This is a genomic window from Roseibium sp. HPY-6, assembly GCF_040530035.1.
Classification (GTDB): Bacteria; Pseudomonadota; Alphaproteobacteria; order Rhizobiales; family Stappiaceae; genus Roseibium.
In genome coordinates this window covers 883,631-904,191 of the sequence record NZ_JBEWCD010000003.1, presented here as the reverse complement: position 1 = coordinate 904,191, position 20,561 = coordinate 883,631, and the positions used below count along the sequence as shown (strand labels likewise).

Annotated in this window: 21 protein-coding genes; 9 read left to right on the top strand and 12 right to left on the bottom strand. The window is 58.3% G+C overall.

The features are described from left to right. Nucleotides 1-351, bottom strand: a 351-nt coding sequence (locus tag ABVF61_RS30225; RefSeq protein ID WP_353997318.1) for an SRPBCC family protein, incomplete at its 3' end; no start/stop codon positions are given. Between the two features lie 185 nt (nucleotides 352-536). On the opposite strand from ABVF61_RS30225, the gene ABVF61_RS30220 reads away from it, so the two are divergent. After that, nucleotides 537-1,733 (top strand): FIST N-terminal domain-containing protein, encoded by a 1,197-nt coding sequence (locus ABVF61_RS30220; RefSeq protein ID WP_353997317.1) that lies wholly within the window; start codon nucleotides 537-539, stop codon nucleotides 1,731-1,733. Then, nucleotides 1,730-3,082 carry an ATP-binding response regulator gene (locus tag ABVF61_RS30215; RefSeq protein WP_353997316.1) on the top strand — a complete coding sequence of 451 codons (1,353 nt, stop codon included), beginning with the start codon at nucleotides 1,730-1,732 and terminating at the stop codon, nucleotides 3,080-3,082. Before ABVF61_RS30220 ends, ABVF61_RS30215 begins: the two co-directional genes overlap by 4 nt. 18 nt (nucleotides 3,083-3,100) lie before the next feature. Here the strand turns inward: ABVF61_RS30215 and ABVF61_RS30210 are convergent, their stop codons facing one another. Both ABVF61_RS30210 and ABVF61_RS30205 read right to left on the bottom strand, forming a co-directional pair. Then, nucleotides 3,101-3,835 (bottom strand): response regulator, encoded by a 735-nt coding sequence (locus tag ABVF61_RS30210; RefSeq protein WP_353997315.1) that lies wholly within the window; start codon nucleotides 3,833-3,835, stop codon nucleotides 3,101-3,103. Between the two features lie 119 nt (nucleotides 3,836-3,954). Continuing rightward, nucleotides 3,955-5,718: a PQQ-dependent methanol/ethanol family dehydrogenase gene (locus tag ABVF61_RS30205; protein WP_353997314.1), complete on the bottom strand. Its 1,764-nt coding sequence runs from the start codon at nucleotides 5,716-5,718 to the stop codon at nucleotides 3,955-3,957. 344 nt (nucleotides 5,719-6,062) lie between these two features. Here ABVF61_RS30205 and ABVF61_RS30200 point away from each other — a divergent pair, with 344 nt between their 5' ends. The 4 genes from ABVF61_RS30200 to ABVF61_RS30185 all read left to right on the top strand — a co-directional run bounded on the left by ABVF61_RS30200 (nucleotide 6,063) and on the right by ABVF61_RS30185 (nucleotide 9,373). After that, complete coding sequence (locus ABVF61_RS30200) at nucleotides 6,063-7,040, top strand: ABC transporter substrate-binding protein (protein WP_353997313.1); 978 nt, start codon at nucleotides 6,063-6,065, stop codon at nucleotides 7,038-7,040. Beyond that, nucleotides 7,021-7,797, top strand: coding sequence for an ABC transporter permease (locus ABVF61_RS30195; RefSeq protein WP_353997312.1), 777 nt, complete (start codon nucleotides 7,021-7,023; stop codon nucleotides 7,795-7,797). Before ABVF61_RS30200 ends, ABVF61_RS30195 begins: the two co-directional genes overlap by 20 nt. Next, entirely contained in the window at nucleotides 7,794-8,399 is a 606-nt protein-coding gene (locus ABVF61_RS30190) for an ATP-binding cassette domain-containing protein (RefSeq protein WP_353997311.1), read from the top strand. The genes ABVF61_RS30195 and ABVF61_RS30190 overlap by 4 nt, the downstream gene beginning before the upstream one ends. Nucleotides 8,400-8,497: 98 nt before the next feature. Beyond that, complete coding sequence (locus tag ABVF61_RS30185) at nucleotides 8,498-9,373, top strand: CE1 family esterase (RefSeq protein WP_353997310.1); 876 nt, start codon at nucleotides 8,498-8,500, stop codon at nucleotides 9,371-9,373. An 18-nt stretch (nucleotides 9,374-9,391) separates the two neighbouring features. Here the strand turns inward: ABVF61_RS30185 and ABVF61_RS30180 are convergent, their stop codons facing one another. The 6 genes from ABVF61_RS30180 to ABVF61_RS30155 are packed head-to-tail and all read right to left on the bottom strand — an operon-like array spanning nucleotide 9,392 to nucleotide 14,033. After that, a complete protein-coding gene (locus tag ABVF61_RS30180; protein WP_353997309.1) occupies nucleotides 9,392-9,940 on the bottom strand; it encodes a tetratricopeptide repeat protein in 549 nt (182 codons plus the stop codon). A gap of 36 nt (nucleotides 9,941-9,976) precedes the next feature. Next, nucleotides 9,977-10,768, bottom strand: coding sequence for a lanthanide ABC transporter permease protein PedC (locus ABVF61_RS30175; RefSeq protein WP_353997308.1), 792 nt, complete (start codon nucleotides 10,766-10,768; stop codon nucleotides 9,977-9,979). Continuing rightward, complete coding sequence (locus ABVF61_RS30170; protein WP_353997307.1) at nucleotides 10,765-11,487, bottom strand: lanthanide ABC transporter ATP-binding protein PedB/LutE; 723 nt, start codon at nucleotides 11,485-11,487, stop codon at nucleotides 10,765-10,767. The genes ABVF61_RS30175 and ABVF61_RS30170 overlap by 4 nt, the downstream gene beginning before the upstream one ends. Next, entirely contained in the window at nucleotides 11,484-11,939 is a 456-nt protein-coding gene (locus ABVF61_RS30165) for a cupredoxin domain-containing protein (RefSeq protein ID WP_353997306.1), read from the bottom strand. Before ABVF61_RS30165 ends, ABVF61_RS30170 begins: the two co-directional genes overlap by 4 nt. A 21-nt stretch (nucleotides 11,940-11,960) precedes the next feature. Then, nucleotides 11,961-12,932, bottom strand: coding sequence for a YVTN family beta-propeller repeat protein (locus ABVF61_RS30160; protein ID WP_353997305.1), 972 nt, complete (start codon nucleotides 12,930-12,932; stop codon nucleotides 11,961-11,963). A 3-nt stretch (nucleotides 12,933-12,935) separates the two neighbouring features. After that, nucleotides 12,936-14,033: a lanthanide ABC transporter ABC transporter substrate-binding protein PedA1 gene (locus ABVF61_RS30155; RefSeq protein ID WP_353997304.1), complete on the bottom strand. Its 1,098-nt coding sequence runs from the start codon at nucleotides 14,031-14,033 to the stop codon at nucleotides 12,936-12,938. 239 nt (nucleotides 14,034-14,272) lie between these two features. Between ABVF61_RS30155 and pedF the strand changes: the two genes are divergently transcribed. Together pedF and ABVF61_RS30145 are read left to right on the top strand one after the other, a co-directional pair. After that, the gene (gene pedF / locus ABVF61_RS30150) at nucleotides 14,273-14,998 is read left to right on the top strand and encodes a cytochrome c-550 PedF (RefSeq protein ID WP_353997303.1); all 726 of its coding nucleotides are present in this window, start codon (nucleotides 14,273-14,275) and stop codon (nucleotides 14,996-14,998) included. After that, nucleotides 14,998-15,915: a substrate-binding periplasmic protein gene (locus ABVF61_RS30145; RefSeq protein ID WP_353997302.1), complete on the top strand. Its 918-nt coding sequence runs from the start codon at nucleotides 14,998-15,000 to the stop codon at nucleotides 15,913-15,915. The genes pedF and ABVF61_RS30145 overlap by 1 nt, the downstream gene beginning before the upstream one ends. 24 nt (nucleotides 15,916-15,939) lie before the next feature. Here ABVF61_RS30145 and ABVF61_RS30140 read toward each other — a convergent pair whose 3' ends face one another. Both ABVF61_RS30140 and ABVF61_RS30135 read right to left on the bottom strand, forming a co-directional pair. Beyond that, the gene (locus ABVF61_RS30140) at nucleotides 15,940-16,866 is read right to left on the bottom strand and encodes an FAD:protein FMN transferase (RefSeq protein WP_353997301.1); all 927 of its coding nucleotides are present in this window, start codon (nucleotides 16,864-16,866) and stop codon (nucleotides 15,940-15,942) included. After that, nucleotides 16,863-18,956 carry a 4Fe-4S binding protein gene (locus tag ABVF61_RS30135; protein ID WP_353997300.1) on the bottom strand — a complete coding sequence of 698 codons (2,094 nt, stop codon included), beginning with the start codon at nucleotides 18,954-18,956 and terminating at the stop codon, nucleotides 16,863-16,865. The genes ABVF61_RS30140 and ABVF61_RS30135 overlap by 4 nt, the downstream gene beginning before the upstream one ends. Before the next feature lie 172 nt (nucleotides 18,957-19,128). On the opposite strand from ABVF61_RS30135, the gene ABVF61_RS30130 reads away from it, so the two are divergent. Then, nucleotides 19,129-19,530 (top strand): c-type cytochrome, encoded by a 402-nt coding sequence (locus tag ABVF61_RS30130; RefSeq protein WP_353997299.1) that lies wholly within the window; start codon nucleotides 19,129-19,131, stop codon nucleotides 19,528-19,530. A gap of 39 nt (nucleotides 19,531-19,569) precedes the next feature. On the opposite strand, the gene doeB is transcribed toward ABVF61_RS30130, so the two are convergent. Beyond that, entirely contained in the window at nucleotides 19,570-20,559 is a 990-nt protein-coding gene (gene doeB, locus ABVF61_RS30125) for a N(2)-acetyl-L-2,4-diaminobutanoate deacetylase DoeB (RefSeq protein ID WP_502950030.1), read from the bottom strand. Between the last annotated feature and the right edge of the window lie 2 nt (nucleotides 20,560-20,561).

Genomic DNA, 20,561 nt, shown 5'->3' with positions numbered 1-20,561 from the left:
AAGCTTGCCACCCACTTGTGCCTTCGCCTCGTAGGTCAGCACAGTTTCAGCACCGTCTTCTTCCAGCTTGACGTCAGCGGACCCCTTGGCGAAGCCGGCCACGCCGCCCTTGCCTTCACCGGTTATGGTGTAGCTTTCCGGAGCTTTGATGTTTTCAAGGGTAACAGCACCTTTGAACTTCGCCTTGACCGGCCCGATCTTCGTGGTGACCTGCGCGTTCATCTCGGTGTCGGAAGTCTTTTCCAGACTTTCACAGCCGGGAATACAGGCCTTCAGAACCTCCGGATCATTCAGTGCGCGCCAAACCGCCTCCCGCTCGGCCGGTATCACCTGGCTGCCCGACATATCCATAGTGTCCTCCCACCGGAATATTTCAAAAGTCGTTGATCTTTAGAAAAGAGCAGAGCAAGGCAGCTGTACACTGTACTTTAGGCCGGGTCGTGGCCCGCTTTACAAGGCTCAGGTTCGAGCGCTACAAATTGGGCTCGGCATCTGACATCCCGGAAAAACGGGAGCCTGGTGCCTGGGAGGAGAGATTGAGCCCAAGGTTAGGGACGCGGCACGAGTGCGGCGTGTTGGTTCTGACGACCAACCAGCCGGAGGACCACTCATTCTGGGTTGATATCGGCACAGCTGCCCGATCCGGGCAGTTTGCCCTTGGCCTTTTGTTTTTTTCCCAAGACTGCTTTCCGCCAGAGCTCATCAGAAACCGGATGTCCGAGCATGCATCCGGTCTTGTTTATGCCGCCTGTTCCACGGCAGGCGAGATCGGCGGTCCGCAAAGCGATACCGGTCAGTGTCTGGCCGTCCTCTTTCCGAAAAACAACTTCTTTGCAACGACAGTGCGGATAGACGGGATCCGTTCGATCGGGTTCGATCGTATCGTCGCCCAGGTGAAGGAAGCCAGGCAGACGTTCGAGCGTGCCAGCAACAATCTTGGCAAGGATGCTGATCAGGGCGAAATTTTCGCAGTCTGCCTCATCGACGGCATGTCCGTTGTCGAAGAAATGGTTACCGCTGCGCTGCACTGGGCGCTGGAAGACATCCCCCTTCTCGGCGGCTCGGCGGGAGACAGCATGCGGTTTACGCAAACGTCGCTTATTCACAATGGGGACATCGGGGACGATTGTGCGCTTGTGCTGTTTTTCAAAAGCGCTGTTCCCTTCAAGATTTTCAAAACCGACAACTTCGTACCGACGGAGCGCAAGCTGGTGGTGACGCGCTCTGACCCGGAGCGCCGCATCATCTATGAATTCAACGCAACCAAGGCGGCGACGGAATATGCCCGGGCTGTCGGCATCGACCCGTCCTCGCTGTCACCCATGAGTTTTGCGTCCCATCCGCTCGTTGTGCGCGTTGGCGGCGAATATTACTGCCGATCTGTTCAGAAGATGAATGCGGATGGATCGCTCTCGTTCTTTTGCGCGATCGACGACGGCATCGTTCTGACGGTCGCGGAACCTACGGGGATGACCCGGTCGACCAACGAAGCTTTCGAGAACGTTGTGCGGGAAATCGGGGATGTCGATTTCGTACTCGGCTTCGATTGTGTTCTTCGCAGGATCGACGCCCAGAACCGGCAGGCGACACAGCGCATTCAGAAGATCTATCAGAAATACAATGTCGTGGGCTTCAACACCTACGGCGAACAATATCTGTCCATGCACCTTAACCAGACTTTCACGGGCATCGCCTTTGCCCGGCCCGCGCAGAACACGGGAGAGCGCACATGAGCCTGTCCGACATCGACGACGTCATACGCCTGCAGAAAATCAACGCTGCGCTTGTGGACCGGGTCGAACAGGCCATGGACCAGCAGCGCAACGCCTTTTCGCTGTTCCAGACGGCAATCTCGCTGGAAGGCCAGGTGCGGCGGCGAACCGACGAACTGACGTCGGCACTTCACCGGCTGGAAGAAACCAATATCGAGCTTGCCCGCCAGAAGGATATTTCCGAGCGCGCCAATCGCTCCAAAACACAATTTCTCGCCGCAGCAAGTCACGATATCCTGCAGCCGCTCAATGCGGCGCAACTGACCATCTCGTCTCTCTACGATCTGCAGGTTTCGGATCAGGCCCGCTCAATGGTCGATCAGGTTGAACGCTCGCTTGACACCATGAACGAGTTGCTCCGCACTTTGCTGGACATTTCCAAGCTGGACGCCGGGGTAACGACGCCGCGGTTTGCCTCCGTGCCGATACCGCCGATCCTGGCGAGCGTACTGTCGGATCTGCGGCCCATTGCACAGAAGAAAGGATTGCGGCTGCGCGTCGCTGTTACCAACGATTGCGTCTACACGGATCGCCTCATGCTCAGACGGGCTCTCCAGAACCTGATCACAAATGCTATCCGGTACACCGACCGCGGCGGCGTCCTGATCGGAACGCGCAGGCAGGGCGACAGCATTTCAATTGAAATCATCGACACAGGCGCGGGCATTCACGAAGACCAGCAGGAAAAGATCTTTGAAGAGTTCCATCGCGGGCCGCTGCCGCAAGGGGACGCGGAACACGGAACCGGTCTGGGCCTTGGGCTTGCCATTGTCCGCAGGCTGATGACAGCGCTGAAACACGAGGTCAGTGTCAGCTCGAAACCCGGCAAGGGAAGCGTCTTCCGCATTCGAGCGAAACGGGCAGATGCGCCGCCATCGATTGCGGCCACTGCGCCTGCTCCCTCGCCTTCAATTCCAGCCAACGCCAATCTCACCGGCAAGAAAATCCTCGTGATCGAAAACGATCCCGCCGTTCTGGAGGCCATGGCCGGTCTGCTGTCCAAATGGGGCTGCTACTACAGAATTGCGCGATCGACACCCCAGGCACTGGAAGCCCTGGACAACAATTCCTGGCTGCCCGACCTGATCATTGCCGACCATCATCTGGATTTCGGGCATCTGGGAACGGACACACTGGAGCGCCTGTTTGCGGTGCTGCCCGCCCGCATCCCGGCGATTCTGGCAACTGCCGATGCGTCCCAGGGCCTTGCGGAACATGCGAAGGCGCTCGGTGTGGAGCATCTGCCCAAACCTGTAAAGCCCGCACAATTGCGGGCTCTGGCAACACATCTCATCAATTCAGGCAAATAAACAGCGCGCCTGGTCAGCCTAACTGTGATGCCGCAGCGGCCTGAAACCAGGATTGGTGTTCGCGGATGCCGCAGTGTCAAAGGGATCCGTCGTCCCCAGCGCTTCGAGTTTCTTGACTTCGATAACGGCCTGCGTGCGACTTGAGACACACAGTTTCCTCAGAATCTCGGAAACATGGGCTTTCACCGTGGTTTCACCAACCTGCAATTCATAGGCAATCTGCTTGTTCAAGAGCCCGCTGCAGATCATCTGCAGAACCCGGATCTGCTGCGGCGTCAAGCTCGACAGCCGTTCGATCATTTTCCGCGTCTGGTCGTCAAGCGGCTCGTCTTCCGCATCGGTGTAGTTCTCGGGCAGGTAAGTCGCGCCGTTCATGACCTGCTGGATCGCCTCTGCCAGCGTGGTCTTTTTCGACGATTTGGGAATGAACCCGGCGGCACCGTAAGCCATCACCTGGGCGATGATGGGCGGGTCTTCGGCGCCGGACACGACCACAACGGGAAGCCTTGGATAATGGGTTCTCAAATGCAGGAGCCCGTCCATGCCTTTCACACCGGGTATGGACAGGTCCAGAAGTGCAAGGTCGAAACCTGCATCGTCATCCAGCAATTCGCATGCATCGTCCAGCGAAGCTGCGTCCTGTGTATCGGAATTCGGATAGGCAAGTTCCACCGCACTGTGAAGTGCTTCCCGAAACAGAGGATGATCGTCGATAATCAAGAATTTGGTGGCGCCGTCAGCCATGATTGACATGATCCCTTGCCTCCCGGTTTCGGACGATGGGTGCCGACAGGTTCTTGCGTGCGATTGTTTCGCATCGAAGACGGGACGCTTCCGGCAGACAGCCGCCGGAAGCGTCGAACCGTTCCGTCTTAATTCGACGATGCCAGCTGCTTGGGCAGCTTGAACACCCAGATTGAACCGCCCTGGTTCAGGTAGTTCACTTTCTTGGCGACCTCACCGCCCCACAGCGGAACCGCACCACCCCAGCCTGAGGCAACAGCGATATACTGCTCGCCGTCCATGTCCCAGGTGATCGGCTGACCAACGATACCGGAGCCGGTCTGGAAGGACCAGAGTTCTTCGCCGGTATCTGCGTCAAAGGCCTTGAACTGTCCTTCGGGCATACCGGTAAAGACGAGGCCACCCGCCGTGGTCATGACACCGCCCCACAAGGGCGCGTTGTTCTTGTGTTCCCACTTGATCTCGCCGGTATTGGGGTCGATCGCTTTCAGCGAACCGATGTAGTCTTCGAAGATGGGCTTGATGGTAAAGCCGGATCCGAGATAGGCAGCGCCTTTCTTGTAGGTGATCGGCTCGTTCCAGATATCCATGCCCCATTCGTTCGACGGAACGTAGAAGAGACCGGTATCCGGGTTGTGCGCCATCGGCATCCAGTTCTTGCCGCCGAGGAACGATGGTACGGAAAAGACAACTTCTCCCTTCTTGCCGTCGGCCGCCTTGCTCGGATCGCCCGGACGGTTGTTTTCGACGAATTTCGGGCGTCCATCCTCGCCGATGCCTTCCGCCCAGGTGATCTGTTTGACGAAAGGCCACGCGTTGACAAAGGCACCGTCTTCACGGTTCAGGATATAGAAGAACCCGTTCCGATCAGCGGTCGCATAACGTTTGTTTCCGCTTGCATCGACGAACGGAATGACTTCGTTGACACCATCAAAGTCCCAGCCTTCGCGGGGCGTGGTCTGGTAGTGCCATTTGATTTCACCGTTTTCCGGATTGATGCCGATGCGCGAGGCCGCGTAAAGGTTGTCGCCTTCGGTTCCGGACGGATTACCGGCGGACCTCAGCCAGCTGTTCCAGGGAGCCGGGTTGCCGGCACCGAACACCAGTGTGTTGGTGTCCTGGTCAAAGGTGCCGCCGAGCCACGTCGCCCCGCCGCCTGTCTTCCACATGTCGCCCGGCCAGGTCGCGTTGAGCGTGCCGGTCATCGTGCTTTCTTCGCCCTTGAAAGTGCCCATGTGGCCTTCGATCACGGGGCGAGTCCAGACCAGTTCGCCTGTTTCCGCATCGCGGGCCTGCACCTCTCCGACTATCCCGAATTCGCCGCCGGAATTGCCGGTCACGATAAGGCCGTTCACGATAACCGGGGCAGCCGTATAGGAATATCCGGCCTTGTAGTCCGCGATTTTCTTGCGCCAGACCACATCACCTGTTTTCAGGTCAAGTGCCACAATCCGCGCATCAAGCGTTCCGAAGTAAATCTTGTCTCCATAGATGGCCGCGCCGCGGTTGACCACGTCGCAGCAAGGCAGAATGCCTTCGGGAAGACGCGCATCATATTGCCAGATTTCCTCGCCGGTCTTCACGTCAATCGCGTAAAGCCGCGAATACGACCCGGTGATATACATAACCCCGTCGTAAATGAGCGGCTGTGTTTCCTGACCGCGTTGCTTTTCACCCCCCAGTGAAAACGCCCAGGCCGGAACCACGTTTTGAACATTGTCCTTGGTGATGATCTTCAGGGGTGAAAACCGTTGCTGATCCCGGCCCATGCCATTGGTCAGAACGCTGTCAGTCGTCGCCTGATCGTTTGCCAGGTCCTCTTCCGTAACATCGGCGTGTGCGCCGGTCATCGCGAGAGCGCTGACCGCTGCCATAGCGAAAAACTTCCTCATCCTGTCTCCTCCCAGATTCAGTTCGGACAGAGCGACGTGTTCTGAAACCGCATGAACACACGAAGCCGCCTCCCTGATTTTCAGTCTAGTGGAAACACCCAATTGCGAGAATTGCACCATAGTGCACCTTTCAATCGGCGGAATTCAGCGAAATCGGCTCTGTGCGTTGCAGCAATTTCACACTTCCGCCGGGAGCCGCCCGGAAGACGGCTCTGGTTCGTCTCAAGGCTTCTGTAACCTGTGCCTGAACGATTTGAAAGCCGGGCAATCTTTCCGACCGAAAGTCCAATTCATTGCGAATTCACGACTGCTAAGCTGGGGTAAAATACATACGGGAGGAAATCATGCATCGGCTCATCAAACTGCTTTTTGCCAGCTTTTCTTGCCTGATGCTCACCGCAGCCGCGCACGCGCAGGACACGCCGGTTCTGAAGGCCGCGGTCCTGAAAGTCGGAACGGTGAACTGGGAACTCGACACCATCAAGCACAACGGCCTGGATGTCGAAAACGGGTTTCAGCTTGAGGTCATGGGTCTCGCGGGCAATCCCGCGACCCGCATCGCATTTCAGGGAGGCGAAGCCGATATCGTTGTTGCAGACTGGCTCTGGGTCGCGCGTCAACGCGCCGACGGGCATGATTATGTCTTCGTGCCCTACTCCAAATCCGTTGGCGGCCTGATGGTTCCCAGCGACAGCAAAGCCCAGAACCTGAAGGATCTGGCTGGTCAGAAGATCGGTATCGCCGGTGGACCGGTCGATAAAAGCTGGCTTATTCTGAGAGCCTATGCAGAACAGGAATACGGGATTGATCTTGCCGCGGAAACGGAACAGGTATTCGGTGCCCCGCCGTTGATTTTCAAAAATGCGCTCTCCGGAGAAACAGACGGCGCTATCAACTTCTGGCATTTCGCAGCCAAGATGAAAGCCAAGGGAATGCGCGAGCTGATTTCAGTTGCAGATGCTGCCAAGGCACTCGGCCTCGACCCGGAAACGCCGCTTCTCGGCTATGTCTTTCACGGTAAAATGCTGAAGGAACAGCCAGATCTCGTGCGCGGTTTCATGGCTGCATCGCGGGGTGCCAAAACCATTCTGGCAGACGACCCCGACGCCTTCGACCGCATCAGGCCTTTGATGCGAGCCAAGAGCGATGCCGATTTCGAAGCCCTGAAAGCAGGCTTTATTGCCGGCATCCCGGCACCCGGACCGGTCGATGAACAACAGGCCGAACTGATGCTTGAGGTCATGGCCCGGCTTGGCGGTGAAAAACTCGTCGGGTCGGCGACAAAGTTGCCGGAGGGTGTGTTTGTCGTCCCGGAAGGCTGATCCGAAATTTGCAGCTTCCGTCAGGACCCGGTTGATATCGCTGGGTCTGCTCATTCTGGGCTGGTCGGCCTTCGCCGCCGCCCTGGCAGATCCTCAGATCCTTCCATCGCCGATCGAAATCGGCCGGCTGACGTTCAACGAGCTGACCGGCGGACCGCTGCTGTTTCACTTGAGTGTCACCCTTGGCCGTGTTCTCGCCGCCTTCATTCTCGCCATGGCCATCGGAACGGCATTCGGTCTGCTGATGGGCCGAAAGAAACCCTTCGACACATGGCTCGATCCCTGGCTGCTGTTTTTTCTGAACCTGCCTGCTCTTGTCACCATCGTGCTTTGTTACCTCTGGATCGGTCTGACGGAAGTTGCGGCGATCACAGCTGTTGCGATCAACAAGATCCCCATGGTGACGGTGCTTATCCGTGAAGGAGCCCGAACGTTCGATCCGTCCCTCGACGACATGTCCAGGATCTTTCGCGTAACCCGTCTGACGCGCTTCCGGCACATCGTTGTTCCGCAGCTTGCACCTTTCTTCGCGGCGAGCGCGCGAACAGGCACGGCCCTGATCTGGAAGATCGTTCTGGTGGTGGAATTCCTGGGCCGTTCAAACGGTGTCGGCTTCCAGATCCACCTATATTTCCAGCTCTTCGATGTCGCGATGGTGCTGACCTACGCCCTCTCGTTCATCGCCGTGATGCTGACGATCGAGTTTGCCATTCTTCAACCCTGGGAGCGCCGCGCAAGCCGGTGGCGCCGGGCATGATAGAGATCGATATCCGCAACAAGTCCTTTGATGACCAGCAGGTGCTCGGGAATGCCGCACTGACGATCCCCGCCGGGGAATGCGTTGCCGTTCTTGGTCCCTCCGGCATCGGCAAGACGACCCTCCTGCGCATTGCAGCAGGCCTCGACACGGAGTTCGAGGGACAGGTTACGCGGCCGGAGCGCCTGGCAATGGTGTTTCAGGAACCAACGCTTCTGCCCTGGCGCACTGCCGCGGACAACCTCAAGCTCATCGTCGGTCTGACTGACGAAGCCGCAGAGGCCGCACTGCAACGGGTCGGGCTCGACGGCAAGGGCGGACATCTGCCGGATCAGCTGTCACTCGGCCAAAGACGCCGCCTTGCGCTTGCGCGCGCCTTCGCCGCCCGGCCAGATTTTCTGGTTATGGACGAACCCTTTGCATCACTCGACAAGGCGCTTGCTACCGAAATGATCGCACTGACCCGCAATCTTCTGGACGGGGCGCCCATAGCGACCCTTCTGGTCACCCATTCGGAGAGCGAAGCCTCGGCCCTTTCCGACCGGATTACCTATCTCCAGGGCCGACCAGCCGTCCTGACGAACGCACAGGCAGCGGATTGAAGGCTTCTCACAGGTTTCCCTAACAGCGTTTTGAATTGGTCCCAATGCGCAACCGCAATAGTGTTTTGCGTGAACAACCTTCGCGGCGGTCTGTGCTTATGAAATTTTCTACGGTTTTGGGTGCTTTTTTTCTGTTCACAGGCGTTGGCTCTGCCGGTGCAGACAGCACCACCGCCGATTACCCCTGCGGGCTGGAAGCCGCCTGCAGCGTGGATGCAAGGCCCTATCGCGCCAAACCACCAGAGGGGTGGGACGGTGTGGAAGCGCTGCCGGTGCTCATTCATTTCCATGGATGGAAACGCGATTCCAAGCATCCCCTCAAGAACCCGAAAGTTCTGAGCGCCATTAACGAGAACAAGGTCCTGCTGGTCGCACCCGAAGGCCTTCACAGAACGTGGGACTTCTGGGAACGCGACAATCGCGATGTCCCATTTGTCCGTGCCGTTCTTGCGGATGTGGCAAAGCGCTATCCCATCGACAAGACACGCATTTACGCAACAGGTTTTTCCTACGGCTCCGCCATGGCATGGCGTGTCGCCTGTGACGCCGGAGACCTGATCGCCGGGATCCTGCCTGCTGCAGGCACGCTCTACAATCAGGAGAGGGTTACCTGCCCGACCGGTCCGGTGAACGTCATGCATGTTCACGGCTTTAAGGACAACGTCATGGAGCTTCCGCGTAAAGCGGACGGCGATCCGACGATTGCCGTTGATCTCTGGCACCGCACCAATTCCTGCACCGTGGAACCGGACCGCGAAGTCACGCTGAACGGCCACGACTGTCTGGTCTGGTCAGGCTGCCGGAGCGGCAAGGAGGTGATGCTGTGCCTGCATGAACGCGGTCATATTGTTCCCAAGGGCTGGATCAAAAATGCGCTGCAACGCGCGTTGCAAAAATACCAGCTCGGAGAAAAAGCATATGGTCAGCTCAATCCAGCGGTCGAGGGCTCCGGATCGACCTCGCTTGCAAACTGACGCTGAGCTCCTGAACGCTCAGTATATACGCTGGAATTTCCATTCGTCGGCATCAGGTGTCACGGATTTCCAGTCGTAATCGAGCTGCTTGAGTTCTTCAGCGGTTTCAAACCCCTGCTGCGCAGACCGGTCTATGAACTCCCGCCCCAGATCAATATCCTGTTCGACGCCATAGCCGCGCAGGAGATCAAGCCCGTAGTTGAATTCTCCGATCGGGTCACCCGCTTCAGCGGCCTTCCGGTCCCAACGGGCGGCGGCTTCTGGATCCTCGTTCGCACCAAGGCCGTTCTGGTCCATGTAGGCCATCCACGTCATCGTGCCCGTCCAGCCCTTGTCAGCACAGGTCTGGAAGATCTTGCGGGCCGCGTCATGATCACCCTTTTTGGTCAGCATGTAGCCTTGGGCGCAAATGACCATGTCAACATCACCCTCCAGGGCGCGGGTCAGCGACTTGCTCAGGCTCATTTCGTCCGGGTTGAGCGTGCCGCCGCTGTCGGCCTCTTCAGCGAGCGCGGCCTGTCCCCAGATACCGGCGACGAGAAAGAGCGAAACACAACGAAACTTCATGCCATGGCCTCCTGTTTCCAAAACCGGCCGACGCGTTCAGGTTTTTCTTCGAACCATGCCGCGTGCCGGATCATACCCCCAAAGACTGCCCAGGGAAAAGACGGCGAATGCCAGCAGCACCCAAACAAGGGCAAACCAGTCGACCTGGCCATACAATGCAAACCGGATGAGCTCGACGCCGTGGGAAAACGGATTGTAGGCGCAGATATCGCGCAGGATGGTCGAGGCTTCCGCCATTTTCCAAAGGGGGTAAAGTGCTGTCGACAGGAAGAACATCGGGAAGATGACGAAGTTCATCACGCCGGCAAAATTTTCAAGCTGGTTGATCGTGCTGGAAAGCAGCAGCCCAAGCGCCCCCAGCATCAGACCGTTGAGGATCAGCGCGGGCAGGAGTGCGAGGTAACCTGCGGGTGAAAAACTGATGCCCGTGAGCGCTGCAATCGCCAAAAACGTATAGACCTGAAAGATCGAAATCGTGGTGCTTGCGAAGAGCTTGGAGAACAGAAGCCACCAGCGCGGCATGGGGCTGGTCAGCAGCAGACGCATCGATCCCATTTCACGGTCGTAGACAAGGCTCAGAGACGACTGCATGCCCGAAAAGAGCTGGATCATGCCGCACAGACCCGGCACGATATAGATCTCGTAGGTGATGTAGGTCTGATAGGGCGGCTGGATGGATAGGCCAAGCGCTGCGCGGAAGCCTGCTGCAAACACGATCAGCCAGACCAGAGGACGCACGATAGCGGCCAGGAAACGTCCGCGCTGAGACACAAAGCGGAGCGCTTCCCGGTGGACAATCGCAAGCAGACAGATCAGAGCAGTTTTCATTCACCGGCTCCCGTCAATTCCAGAAACCGGGACTGCAGGGACAAAGTGCCTGCGACCTCACCCGCACGGCCACTCGCGCAGACCTTGCCCTGATGCAGCACGATGAGGTGATCGCTGTCGTCAACCTCGTCTACCAGATGGGTCGCCCAGAGCACTGTCAGATCCTGCTCCCTTGCCATATGGTGAACATGGCGCGTGATTGATTGTCTCGTGGCTGCATCCAGCCCAACTGTCGGCTCATCCAGCAGCAGCACATCAGGGTCGTGGATCAGCGCCCGGGCAATTTCCATGCGGCGCCGGTGCCCCCCGTTGAGCGCCCGGACTTTTTCGCTTACGCGCTCGGCCATGTCGAGCCGTTCAAGAGCAGATGTGATCCGCCGGTCGGCATCCTTTCTCGAGAGACCATGTAGCGCAGCGAAGTATTTCAGGTTGCGCCAGACTGTGAGATCGAGATCCAGCGTTGGCTGCTGGAAAACGACACCGATCCTTGCCAGAGCCTGGCGCGGTTCTTTCGCAAGCGAGTATCCGTCGACCGCAATGTCGCCGGCGTCCGGTACGAACAATCTTGTCAGTATCGAAAAAAGCGTGCTCTTCCCGGCACCGTTCGGACCGAGAAGCGCGCAGAACATTCCCTTTTCGAGCGAAAAGCTGATGTCGTTCAGGGCAGTCTTCTTGCCATAAGAATGGGTGACACCCTGAACGCCAAGGCGGGCGGTCACTTAATGGTAATCTCCAGGTTTTGAAGCTCGCTACCCGGCACACCGAAATCGTATGTCCCGGGCTTGATTGCCAGGAAACTTATCTCCGCGGTTCCGGCTTCATCGAATTCGAGACTGTCGACACCGAGCGGCCGGATCTCGATCCCCTCAATCACGATCTCGTCGATCCAGATGGCTCTGAAAAATCCTGCTCCAGCGAGCGCCAATTCCTGGCTGCCGTCGGCTTCGATTTCGATCTCGTAATAGGTGCCCGACTTCAGCTCCAGCGTTCCGCTTTCGTTGAGCGGAACACCAGCGGATAGTGTCAGGGGCGGGAGGTCTTCCCGGTTGTCGCGCGACAGGATTCCGGCGGTTCCGAAGGTCGGCGCATCGTCGTCATCATCGTCTCCGTCAGCCATGACAGGCGCTGTGAGGAGTGCGAATGTGGTCACGCACGCGAGTAAAAGCTTCATCTGTTCCTCCCGGATTAATCGTCAGTTCGTTGGCCGGTATGCCGCCCCCCAGGGGAAGCGTCCGACCTTGATCGTTTTTATTGGGGCCAACTCGGCAACGTCGATCACGGTCACGTCCCCGGAAACGCCGTTCGTGGTGAAAAGCAGGCTCTCGTCGCCGTTGAACGCCATATGCCAGACGCGGCGGCCGACCAGAAGATAATCCGTGACCTCATAGGTTTTCGGATCCACGACAGCGACGTGGTTCGACGGTCCGAGCGCGACAAAAACGTGTTTGCCGTCCTTGGTCATTTCAAAGCCAACCGGCTGGACGCGGTCCGGATGGATGCCCTGGATCTCGAAGTTGATCTTGGCCTTCTCGGTCTGGCTTTCGCGGTCGAAGACGGTGATCGTGCCACCGATTTCGGAACTGACCCAGAGCTCGGATCCATCGTGGGTGAATTCCGCATGGCGCGGACGCTGATCGACGATTGTGTTGGCGAAGAGCTCCTGCGTTTTGGTGTCGATCCAGTGGGCCATGTTTGTGGTTTCCGACGTGGTGATCGCGATATCGCCATCGGGCGACACCGCCATCCCCTCCGGCTCGATGCCGACATCTATCTGCGCGATTACCTTCCGGGTTTCCGTGTCGACGACGGTGGTGATCGCATCATCTTCGTTGGCTATGTACAGATGCCGGTTGTCCGGATGCAGCACGAACTGCTCCGGATCCTCGCCGGAGGGCAACTCGTGCAGGATCTTGCCGGTTTCCGGGTCAATCACCTGGACAGTGTCGCTGTCGGACGCACACAGATAGAGAACTGAATGATCGATCGCGAAGGTTATGCCACGCGGCCTTTCGCCCACATCGATCGTGCGGACCACTTCAAGCGTATCAATGTCGATCACGCTGATCGTGTCATCTTTCTCGTTCGACACCCAGATTTCGTCAGCCGTCGCGGTAGACAGGCCAAGACCAAGCGCCAACGACACGGCCGGCAACAAGATGCGCATGTTTCACTCCCTGAAGGCTGTACAGGCGGTTTCCGCCTCGTCTATTCCGAGCGTGTCGAGCTCGGTTCTTTGGTGCAGGAACCCTTCGAAAGGGGCCTGGGCCACGACGGCCCGCCCGTGCGTCACCGGAATCGGCTGGCGCATTTGCCCATTCCAGGTTCGGAAGGTCTGCGGCCTGCCCTTGAAACCGGCGAGTTCAAAATCGTCCGACAATATGTAAGCGCGGATAGCGGATGGTTCCGCCTGATTGGTGCGCGTCACCGCCTCCCCGATCACCCTGACGGCTGCCCACGCCGCATAATCGACCGGACGCATCGGTCTTTCGGCGCCCTTTTCGAACCTCTTCTGAAGCTGGGCAGCGCCCCATTGCTCGACGGTTCGATCCCAGGCTGCAGGAACCAAACCCTCGGTACCGGCAACGGGGCGGGGTTCCCAGGAATTGAAAGGCACATAGCGGCCAAAATCGTCGGTTTCGTCGGCAACAATTAGAAGATCGTGTTCCGGGAAATCCTGCGTAAACAGTGGCAATTCCTGAAAAGCGTTGCGCCGCATGTCGGCATCCACGTCCCAGACCTTGCTTTCCCTCATGGTAATTCCGAACTTGCGCGCCGAACCTGCTATTGAGTCCGCAAAGGCCTCATCCTTGGGATTTGGTCCGGACAGCATGACCCAGTCCGTCCACTTCCTGCGGACCGCAAACTGCGCAAGCGCATCCGTCAGCATCGCGCGCGAAGGCAGAGTATGCAGAACGTTCACGCGGCAGGCTTCATTCCTGAGATCCGTATCAGGAGAACCTGCATTGAACAAAATGGCACTGCCGGCCTCAGGCAGGTCAGCCAGCATCAGCAGATTCTTCCTGGGCGCCTTGACGACAACAAAGGGCGTCAACGCAAGCAACTCCCGCGCAGCTGCCTCAAAGTCACCGCCGACATCCACGATTCTCGTTTCCAGCGAGTAGGACTGTTTCAGAAAACGACCGGTCGTCGCATTGTCCTTTAGGCCAAGTTCGGCGCCTGACAGACCCTCGTTTTCGGGAACCGGGTCGAGATTTGAGAGCACCGGGGGTTGTACTTCAACCTGTTCCAAGTAGCCGATCGTCACCGACACTTCCGCATGCGCAGCACTGCAGCAAAACCATAATATCACTAAGTATTTCGTGATCGGCCTGACAATCATAAAGTCATTCTCCGTGATCCGAATACCGCTGAGCACCCGATGCCTCGTAGGTTAATCTGACAATCACATCCTGGGCAAGAAAACGAGACTTGTCCCTTGGTACAATAGCGTCGCTGCGCCAGCTGTGCGTATCTAATCCCGGCGATCTCGGGAGGAGAGAACTCATGAATTTTCGCAAATGCATGCTGGGCATCTTTGCGGCTGGAACCGCCCTTTCCCTCACATCATTAGACCCCATGGGACGGGTGGAAGCACATGGCGACGTGGCCCCTCAGGCGGTCGACACCGCGGGACTTCCCGATCTGGGCGAGGAGTGGCTTGAGGAAAATCCCTGGAGAGATCCGGAGAGTGAATTCTGGGCGCTCGCGATCGAGATCGGTGCTTCGGGCTACAACCAGAACTGCGCGCGGTGCCATGGGCTGGAAGTTATTTCCGGCGGTCTGGCACCCGATCTCAGATATCTTGAAGCCGACGACTTCGGAGACGAATGGTATCTGGAGCGCTACCAGAACGGCTACACGCAAAATGGCGTGACCAAGATGCCGGCTTTCGGCGACTTGCTGGGCCAGGAAGCCGCCTGGGCGATCCGGACCTATGTGGAAACGAGGCCAGATGAAGGTGCGCTTGATCCGCATTCAGATCGGCTGAAGGCCATACGTGACGTGATCAAGGAACTTGCGGACAAGACAATACCTGCAGCCGAAGCTGAGGCCACCATCGCGCCGCTTCGCACTGAAATGGACGAAATTGCGAATTCCCTGGAAACGGGTTCCGGTGCCCCGAAAGCAGAATCGGTTGCCTCGCGCGCCGTGCTGCAGTTGGATGGGTCTGACGACAGTCTCAAGAAAACCGTAGAGATCCTGACGATCGGATTATCGGCCGCCGAATAATGAAAACAACTGCGAAACGAGCAGCAATCGCGTTCCTGGCCATTTGCAGCGTGGCCGGGACGCCTGCCCTTGCGCAGAACTGCGAAAACGTCCGGTTCGGCGACGAAGCCGAGCGCAAACCGCAAAATGTCGGCCGGGACATTGTCGGCCAGAGCCTGGATGACATTCAGGAACGCGGGACCATCAAGATCGCCGTTTACGAGGACTTTGCGCCCTTTTCCTATGAAGAAAAAGGTGTCCTGAAGGGTGTCGATATCGAGATCGGAAAACTGATTGCCGCAGATCTTGGGGTCGATGCGCAGTTTATCGTGACTGCGGCAGATGAGAATGTCGACGGCGACCTGCGCAACAACGTCTGGCGTGGCAAGCTCATCGGCGGGCAGATTTCCAACGTAATGCTGCATGTTCCCTACGACCGGGAACTCGGCTGCCGGAACGAGATGGTCGTGCTCAACGGGCAGTATTACAACGAGCAGCTTGCCATCGCCTATCGCAAGGACGCCTATCCCGAGGATCCGCCGGTTCCGGCCTATTTCCGTTTCGACACGGTGGGTGTTGAAAACGATACGATTTCCGATTTCTACCTTTCAGGCTTTGCCCGCGGCCAGCTGGTCGGAAACATGCGCCGCTACCCGACGGCAAGTGATGCCATGTCGGCTTTGGCGGGCGGCGAGGTCATGGCCGTCATGGCGCCCCTGTCGCAGCTCGAACACGATCTTACCGACGAGATCGGGGTGCATACACCACCCTTTCCCGGATTGGCCAAATCGTCTTGGACCCTGGGAGTGGCGGTTCGGCACAACTGGCGCCCCCTTTCCTATGCCGTGGACGACGCCATCCGATATGCGATCGAAGACGGGCGCATGGCCAAGATCTTTGAAGACCACGGCCTGACCTACACAAAGCCGGAGTGGTGACGCCTGAAACCAGGCGGGCCTCACTCAAATCCGGAGAAGTTTACCATCTGCGTCTTCAAGCCAGACGGCTTCGGCAAAGCCGTCTGATACCGCTTTCTCCGCAAGATCGGTCGAGGTGGTCAATGCGAGCGCCGTAGACAGCCCGTCTGCTTCGGCCGCCGTTCGGCCCAACACAGTCACGGACTGCCAGTGCGGCTCAACCCGGCTGAGATCAGGGCGCAGGATATGGCCGCTGCCGTTTTCAAAACGGGTTCCGAAAGGCGCCGATGTTGCCAGTGCCGCATCCTCAAGTTCGATTTCTTGAAGGAGACCGCCCCCGGTGCCGGCAATTCCAATGCGTGCCGGTCTTCTGCCTGCGCGGAATTCGCCGACATGCACCAGATAGGGATTAAGTCCATGCGCAGTCAGAACCTCGCTGACGCGGTCGGTTGCAAACCCTTGCGCAATGCCGTTCAGCGTCATCGCCATGCCGGGAACCGAAAAACTCAGGTGCGATGGCTGCAGGTCGACCTTCGACCAGCCAATCCGGTCCGCGAGCAAGTTCAAGTCCGTCTCAGACAATCCGTGCCGGGCCCGGGCCTGTGCCACCATGAGCGGCTGAACCGTCGGGTCGAACAAGCCGCCGGTCTGACGGTGCACCCTGTCGGTAACTCCGATCAACCTTGCAAATTCGGGCGGCATGACGAGGCTTCCGCCCTCGTTCAGGCGGTTCAGCGCGGACGTTGGCTGATAGAGCGAAAACAGTCGCTCCACTCTGGCGAGCGTGTCCTGCGCAGCGCGGAGCGCATGTTGCGCCTGCCCCTCGTCCGTACCGAACAAGCGGATCTCAGCTTCGGCTCCAAGGGCGCGTCCACGCCACGAAGCCTGGTTTGCCGACACCGGTCGGACGCTTGAGGCCGACAGGGCGCATCCGGCCATGACGGTCAGGAAACGGCGACGGCTTATGGTCAAAGCTGCCTCCCTCTTTTCGCCAGAACGAGAGGCACGCATTGTGTGTCGTCGTCATGGATGGTGACACAGTCGAGGCACTGAAAGCACTCGTCATAGCGGATCCCGCCGGCGGGCTTGATCGCATTGTAGTTGCACTTCACCCGGCAAAGCTGGCATGGACTGCCGCAGACGTCTCGTCTCGGGATCCAGTTGCGCAGCCTCAGGAAACCGCCGATCGCCATCACCGCGCCGAGCGGGCAGACATAGCGGCAGAACCCCTTGAATACCACCATGCTGAGAAGAAGCAGACCGACGCAATAGGCAACGAAATACCATTCGCGCACGAAAAACGTGGTCACGGCCGTCTTGAACGGCTCAACCTCGATGGCAGCGTCCAGATAGGCTGGCGCCACAAAGATGAGCGCTATCAGGCTTGCCAGGACCACGTATTTCAGTTTCACCAGCCACCGGTCGATGCGATCGGGAATACGGATCTGCGGCAGACGCAGGAGCCGTCCGGCGTGGTGCATGAATTCTTGCATCGCACCGAAAGGACACATCCAGCCGCAGAAAAAGCCACGTCCCCAGAGGATGAATGTCAGGACAACAACGCCCCAGATCAGAAGCGAAAACGGGTCATATAAAAGGAATGCAAGGCTTTGGCCTTCAAACAGACCCCGGACAACACCGAGTACCGTTGCGATCGAAAGCTGGCCCTGCCCCCACCAGCCGACAAAACCGATCACGCCGGCCAGCACCGCAAGCCTGAAACCCGTGTAGTAGCGGAAACCGGCAAGCCGTGACTGGCCCAGCAGCAACAGCGGCACCAGCATGGCAAGCCCTCCCGCCAGAACAACCAGATCCCCCGACCTTGCATCCATGGCCTGCCGCCAGACCGGAACCGGCTTCGGCGGCTCATCCCTTATGAAAAAGCGTTCATCCGTCTTGTGCGCCAACGCGAAGTCAACCGTGCCGATCTCCGGCCTGAAAGACCCGTGCTCGCGGACGGCGCGCACAGACAGGGACCATTCGCTGGTCGGGTCGAAGCCGAGCCTGCGATCGGTGCGCAGGATCATGGCATATTCGCCGGGTATGCCCTCGCGAAGTTCGATATCAAGATCGGCATCGCGCAGCGATATCGGCAAACCGTCCTGGCTCGCCGTGATCAGATCGGGGCTGGTGTTACGCACGAAATCTTCCGTCACCAGTCCGTGGCGCCCGGCGTCGATCACTAGGATCGGCTCATCTTCGGGGGAGAGTTCGCGGAAATTGCGCAGCTGGCGCAAGCTGTCCGGTTCGAGGATGGCTTCAGCGACCGACGGTGGGCCCAGATCGACGACCCAAAGGTCCAGATAAACCGCATCCGGCTCGTCTTTGGCGATCGGATCGTCGTCCGCCCAGATCGTTTCCGCAAAGGCGTCATCGACTTCACGGTTGGTGACAACGCGCCGGCCCGCGATTCCCTCCTCGACAAGCTGTTCCCAGGTCAATGCCTCGGCGTATTCGAGATTGGGCTCCGCTGCCGCACGGCCGCCAATGCCCTCGATCTTTTCGCGCGCGACCTTGAGCGCAGCGGCAAGCAGCGTTTCGTGAGCAATGCGGACACTTGCCGTCGCCTTGGTAACGCCGTCGAGATAAACGAGCGATGACCCGCTTCCCTGGTCTCCATAAGGCACACCGATCACCAATGAGTCGGTTATGGAGTAGCCCTTGTATTGGGCAATGAAGTCCTGAAACGGAGCCTCGCCGAGCCCCGAAACGAAAATCGGCTCATTGTGCGATACGATATCGACATCGATCAGCCGGCCCTCAAGCGTCAGAATGACAAACAGATTGATCGGCGCACCCGAAAATCCGGGGAGTGGTGCCAGAGGCTGGGTTTCAAAGGCATAGCCCGCAACACGGCCATCTAGATTGATCAGTTCATAGATGCCGCCGTCGAGCAGTTCGCCCAATTGGTAGGGAGGCTGGATGTATTGCGAAGCGCCTTCGCGATCCAGTTCCAGTGCACTTCCGGAAGACACGGCAAACGCAACCGCGACGACTGCACAGACAACAAGCCTGGCAAGCGCGCGAACAAAGTTCCCCGTCCCTTGCTTTATCTCCTCCATGAGTGCAGTTTTTCCGCAGCGGAAATCGGACGCAACTGTCCTTTAGATCAAGACGCTCTCCAATCCGGCACACATGCCCTGTACCAAAGGCCTAGATTTCCGTTGACCCAGGTCAACGTTGTCCACGTGCCGATGGCGTTGACTCCGCTTCGTTCAGGAGAGGAGAGAGCCCATGACGTTCCGAAAAATCGCTTTGGCAACAGCAGCGCTTGCCCTGATGCCATCCGTTCAAGCATCCGAGGTTTTCGAGCAGGCCAAGATTACCGCCGGCGAGATGCTGTACAAGGTGGAATGCCGCCGCTGTCATGCAGCTGATTCCAGCGATCCCAGTTACGGTCCACCTCTTGAAAACGTGATCGGCCGCGGCGCCGGAGCCTTTCCGGATTACGACTATTCAGAAGCGCTGGCCACCTCCGGAATTGTCTGGACACCGGCGGCATTGCGCGCCTGGATGGAGGACAACACCGGCTTTCTGCCCGGCACGAAGATGCGCCACGTCGGGATCGAGGACAGGACCGTGCAGGATTTTATCCTGACCTACCTGGCAAGTCTTTCTGCAGCCGAAAAGCAGTAGGGCATCAAACGGTTCTTGGGTGTCTGGTCGCGGCCGTGACTACACGACGACAGCCACCACCGCGAGGCAATCTCCCGACTTGATGAGACCGGGAAAATGGCGCGCCATCAGAAGTCCTGCACGTTTCGTCCGGTATTCTTCAGGTGCCAGCCCGGTTCTTTCCGTCGACCAGATCCTGGCGACAAGATCGCCAGCTGCCACTTCGTCACCGAGATCCACGACCGGTTCGACCATGCCTTGGCTTTCACAGAACACGAAACAATCGCCGTCCGGCATGTCAAGCGAGATCGACGGTCCTAGTTCGATCGTGCCTGACAGAATGCCTGCATGGCGGAGAACATTGCGAACACCTTTCTTGGCAATCGCGATTGACTGCGCGGTCGCCGTGCCACCGCCACCGAGTTCTGTGGTGACGAAAACCTTGCCCTTTTCCTCGACCGCAGTGTCATACATGCCAACATTGTCGATTTCGAGCATAATCGCGGTGTAAGGCGCGTTGAACGCCCGTGCCGCAGCAATGCAGGCCTCCTGCTGAGCTTTGTCGTCAAGGACATGTGCAGAAGCGAAGGGGACGAAATCCAGCGTTTTTCCGCCGGAATGAAAGTCAAGAACGATATCTGCCTGCGGGATCAGGACACTGTCAAAATAGTGCGCGATCTTCTGCGTGACGCTCCCGTCCGGCCGACCGGGAAACGAACGGTTCATGTTTCCCTTGTCGATTGGCGACGTTCGCGTCCCGGCACGAAAGGCAGGGTAATTCAGCGCCGGCACGATGATGACCCGCCCAGTGACATCATCTGGAGAGAGGTTCAGCGCGAGATCCTGGAGGACGACGGGACCTTCGTATTCGTCGCCGTGATTACCTCCGGTCAAAAGGGCCGTGGGCCCTTCGCCGTTCCGGATCACCGTGATCGGGATCATCACCGATCCCCAGGCAGAATCGTCGCGACTGTAAGGCAGGCGCAAAAATCCATGATGGATGCCGTCTTGATCCAGCGGAATGGTCGGAACGATCGGATTGCCGGGCATGG

What these genes read in the sequence shown, in the direction of transcription:
- ABVF61_RS30215 (WP_353997316.1), top strand. Translation starts at nt 1,730, where the DNA reads ATGAGCCTGTCCGACATCGACGACGTCATACGCCTGCAGAAAATCAAC.
- ABVF61_RS30210 (WP_353997315.1), bottom strand. Translation starts at nt 3,835, where the DNA reads ATGTCAATCATGGCTGACGGCGCCACCAAATTCTTGATTATCGACGAT.
- ABVF61_RS30205 (WP_353997314.1), bottom strand. Translation starts at nt 5,718, where the DNA reads ATGAGGAAGTTTTTCGCTATGGCAGCGGTCAGCGCTCTCGCGATGACC.
- ABVF61_RS30200 (WP_353997313.1), top strand. Translation starts at nt 6,063, where the DNA reads ATGCATCGGCTCATCAAACTGCTTTTTGCCAGCTTTTCTTGCCTGATG.
- ABVF61_RS30190 (WP_353997311.1), top strand. Translation starts at nt 7,794, where the DNA reads ATGATAGAGATCGATATCCGCAACAAGTCCTTTGATGACCAGCAGGTG.
- ABVF61_RS30185 (WP_353997310.1), top strand. Translation starts at nt 8,498, where the DNA reads ATGAAATTTTCTACGGTTTTGGGTGCTTTTTTTCTGTTCACAGGCGTT.
- ABVF61_RS30180 (WP_353997309.1), bottom strand. Translation starts at nt 9,940, where the DNA reads ATGAAGTTTCGTTGTGTTTCGCTCTTTCTCGTCGCCGGTATCTGGGGA.
- ABVF61_RS30175 (WP_353997308.1), bottom strand. Translation starts at nt 10,768, where the DNA reads ATGAAAACTGCTCTGATCTGTCTGCTTGCGATTGTCCACCGGGAAGCG.
- ABVF61_RS30165 (WP_353997306.1), bottom strand. Translation starts at nt 11,939, where the DNA reads ATGAAGCTTTTACTCGCGTGCGTGACCACATTCGCACTCCTCACAGCG.
- ABVF61_RS30160 (WP_353997305.1), bottom strand. Translation starts at nt 12,932, where the DNA reads ATGCGCATCTTGTTGCCGGCCGTGTCGTTGGCGCTTGGTCTTGGCCTG.
- pedF (WP_353997303.1), top strand. Translation starts at nt 14,273, where the DNA reads ATGAATTTTCGCAAATGCATGCTGGGCATCTTTGCGGCTGGAACCGCC.
- ABVF61_RS30145 (WP_353997302.1), top strand. Translation starts at nt 14,998, where the DNA reads ATGAAAACAACTGCGAAACGAGCAGCAATCGCGTTCCTGGCCATTTGC.
- ABVF61_RS30135 (WP_353997300.1), bottom strand. Translation starts at nt 18,956, where the DNA reads ATGGAGGAGATAAAGCAAGGGACGGGGAACTTTGTTCGCGCGCTTGCC.
- ABVF61_RS30130 (WP_353997299.1), top strand. Translation starts at nt 19,129, where the DNA reads ATGACGTTCCGAAAAATCGCTTTGGCAACAGCAGCGCTTGCCCTGATG.
- doeB (WP_502950030.1), bottom strand. Translation starts at nt 20,559, where the DNA reads ATGCCCGGCAATCCGATCGTTCCGACCATTCCGCTGGATCAAGACGGC.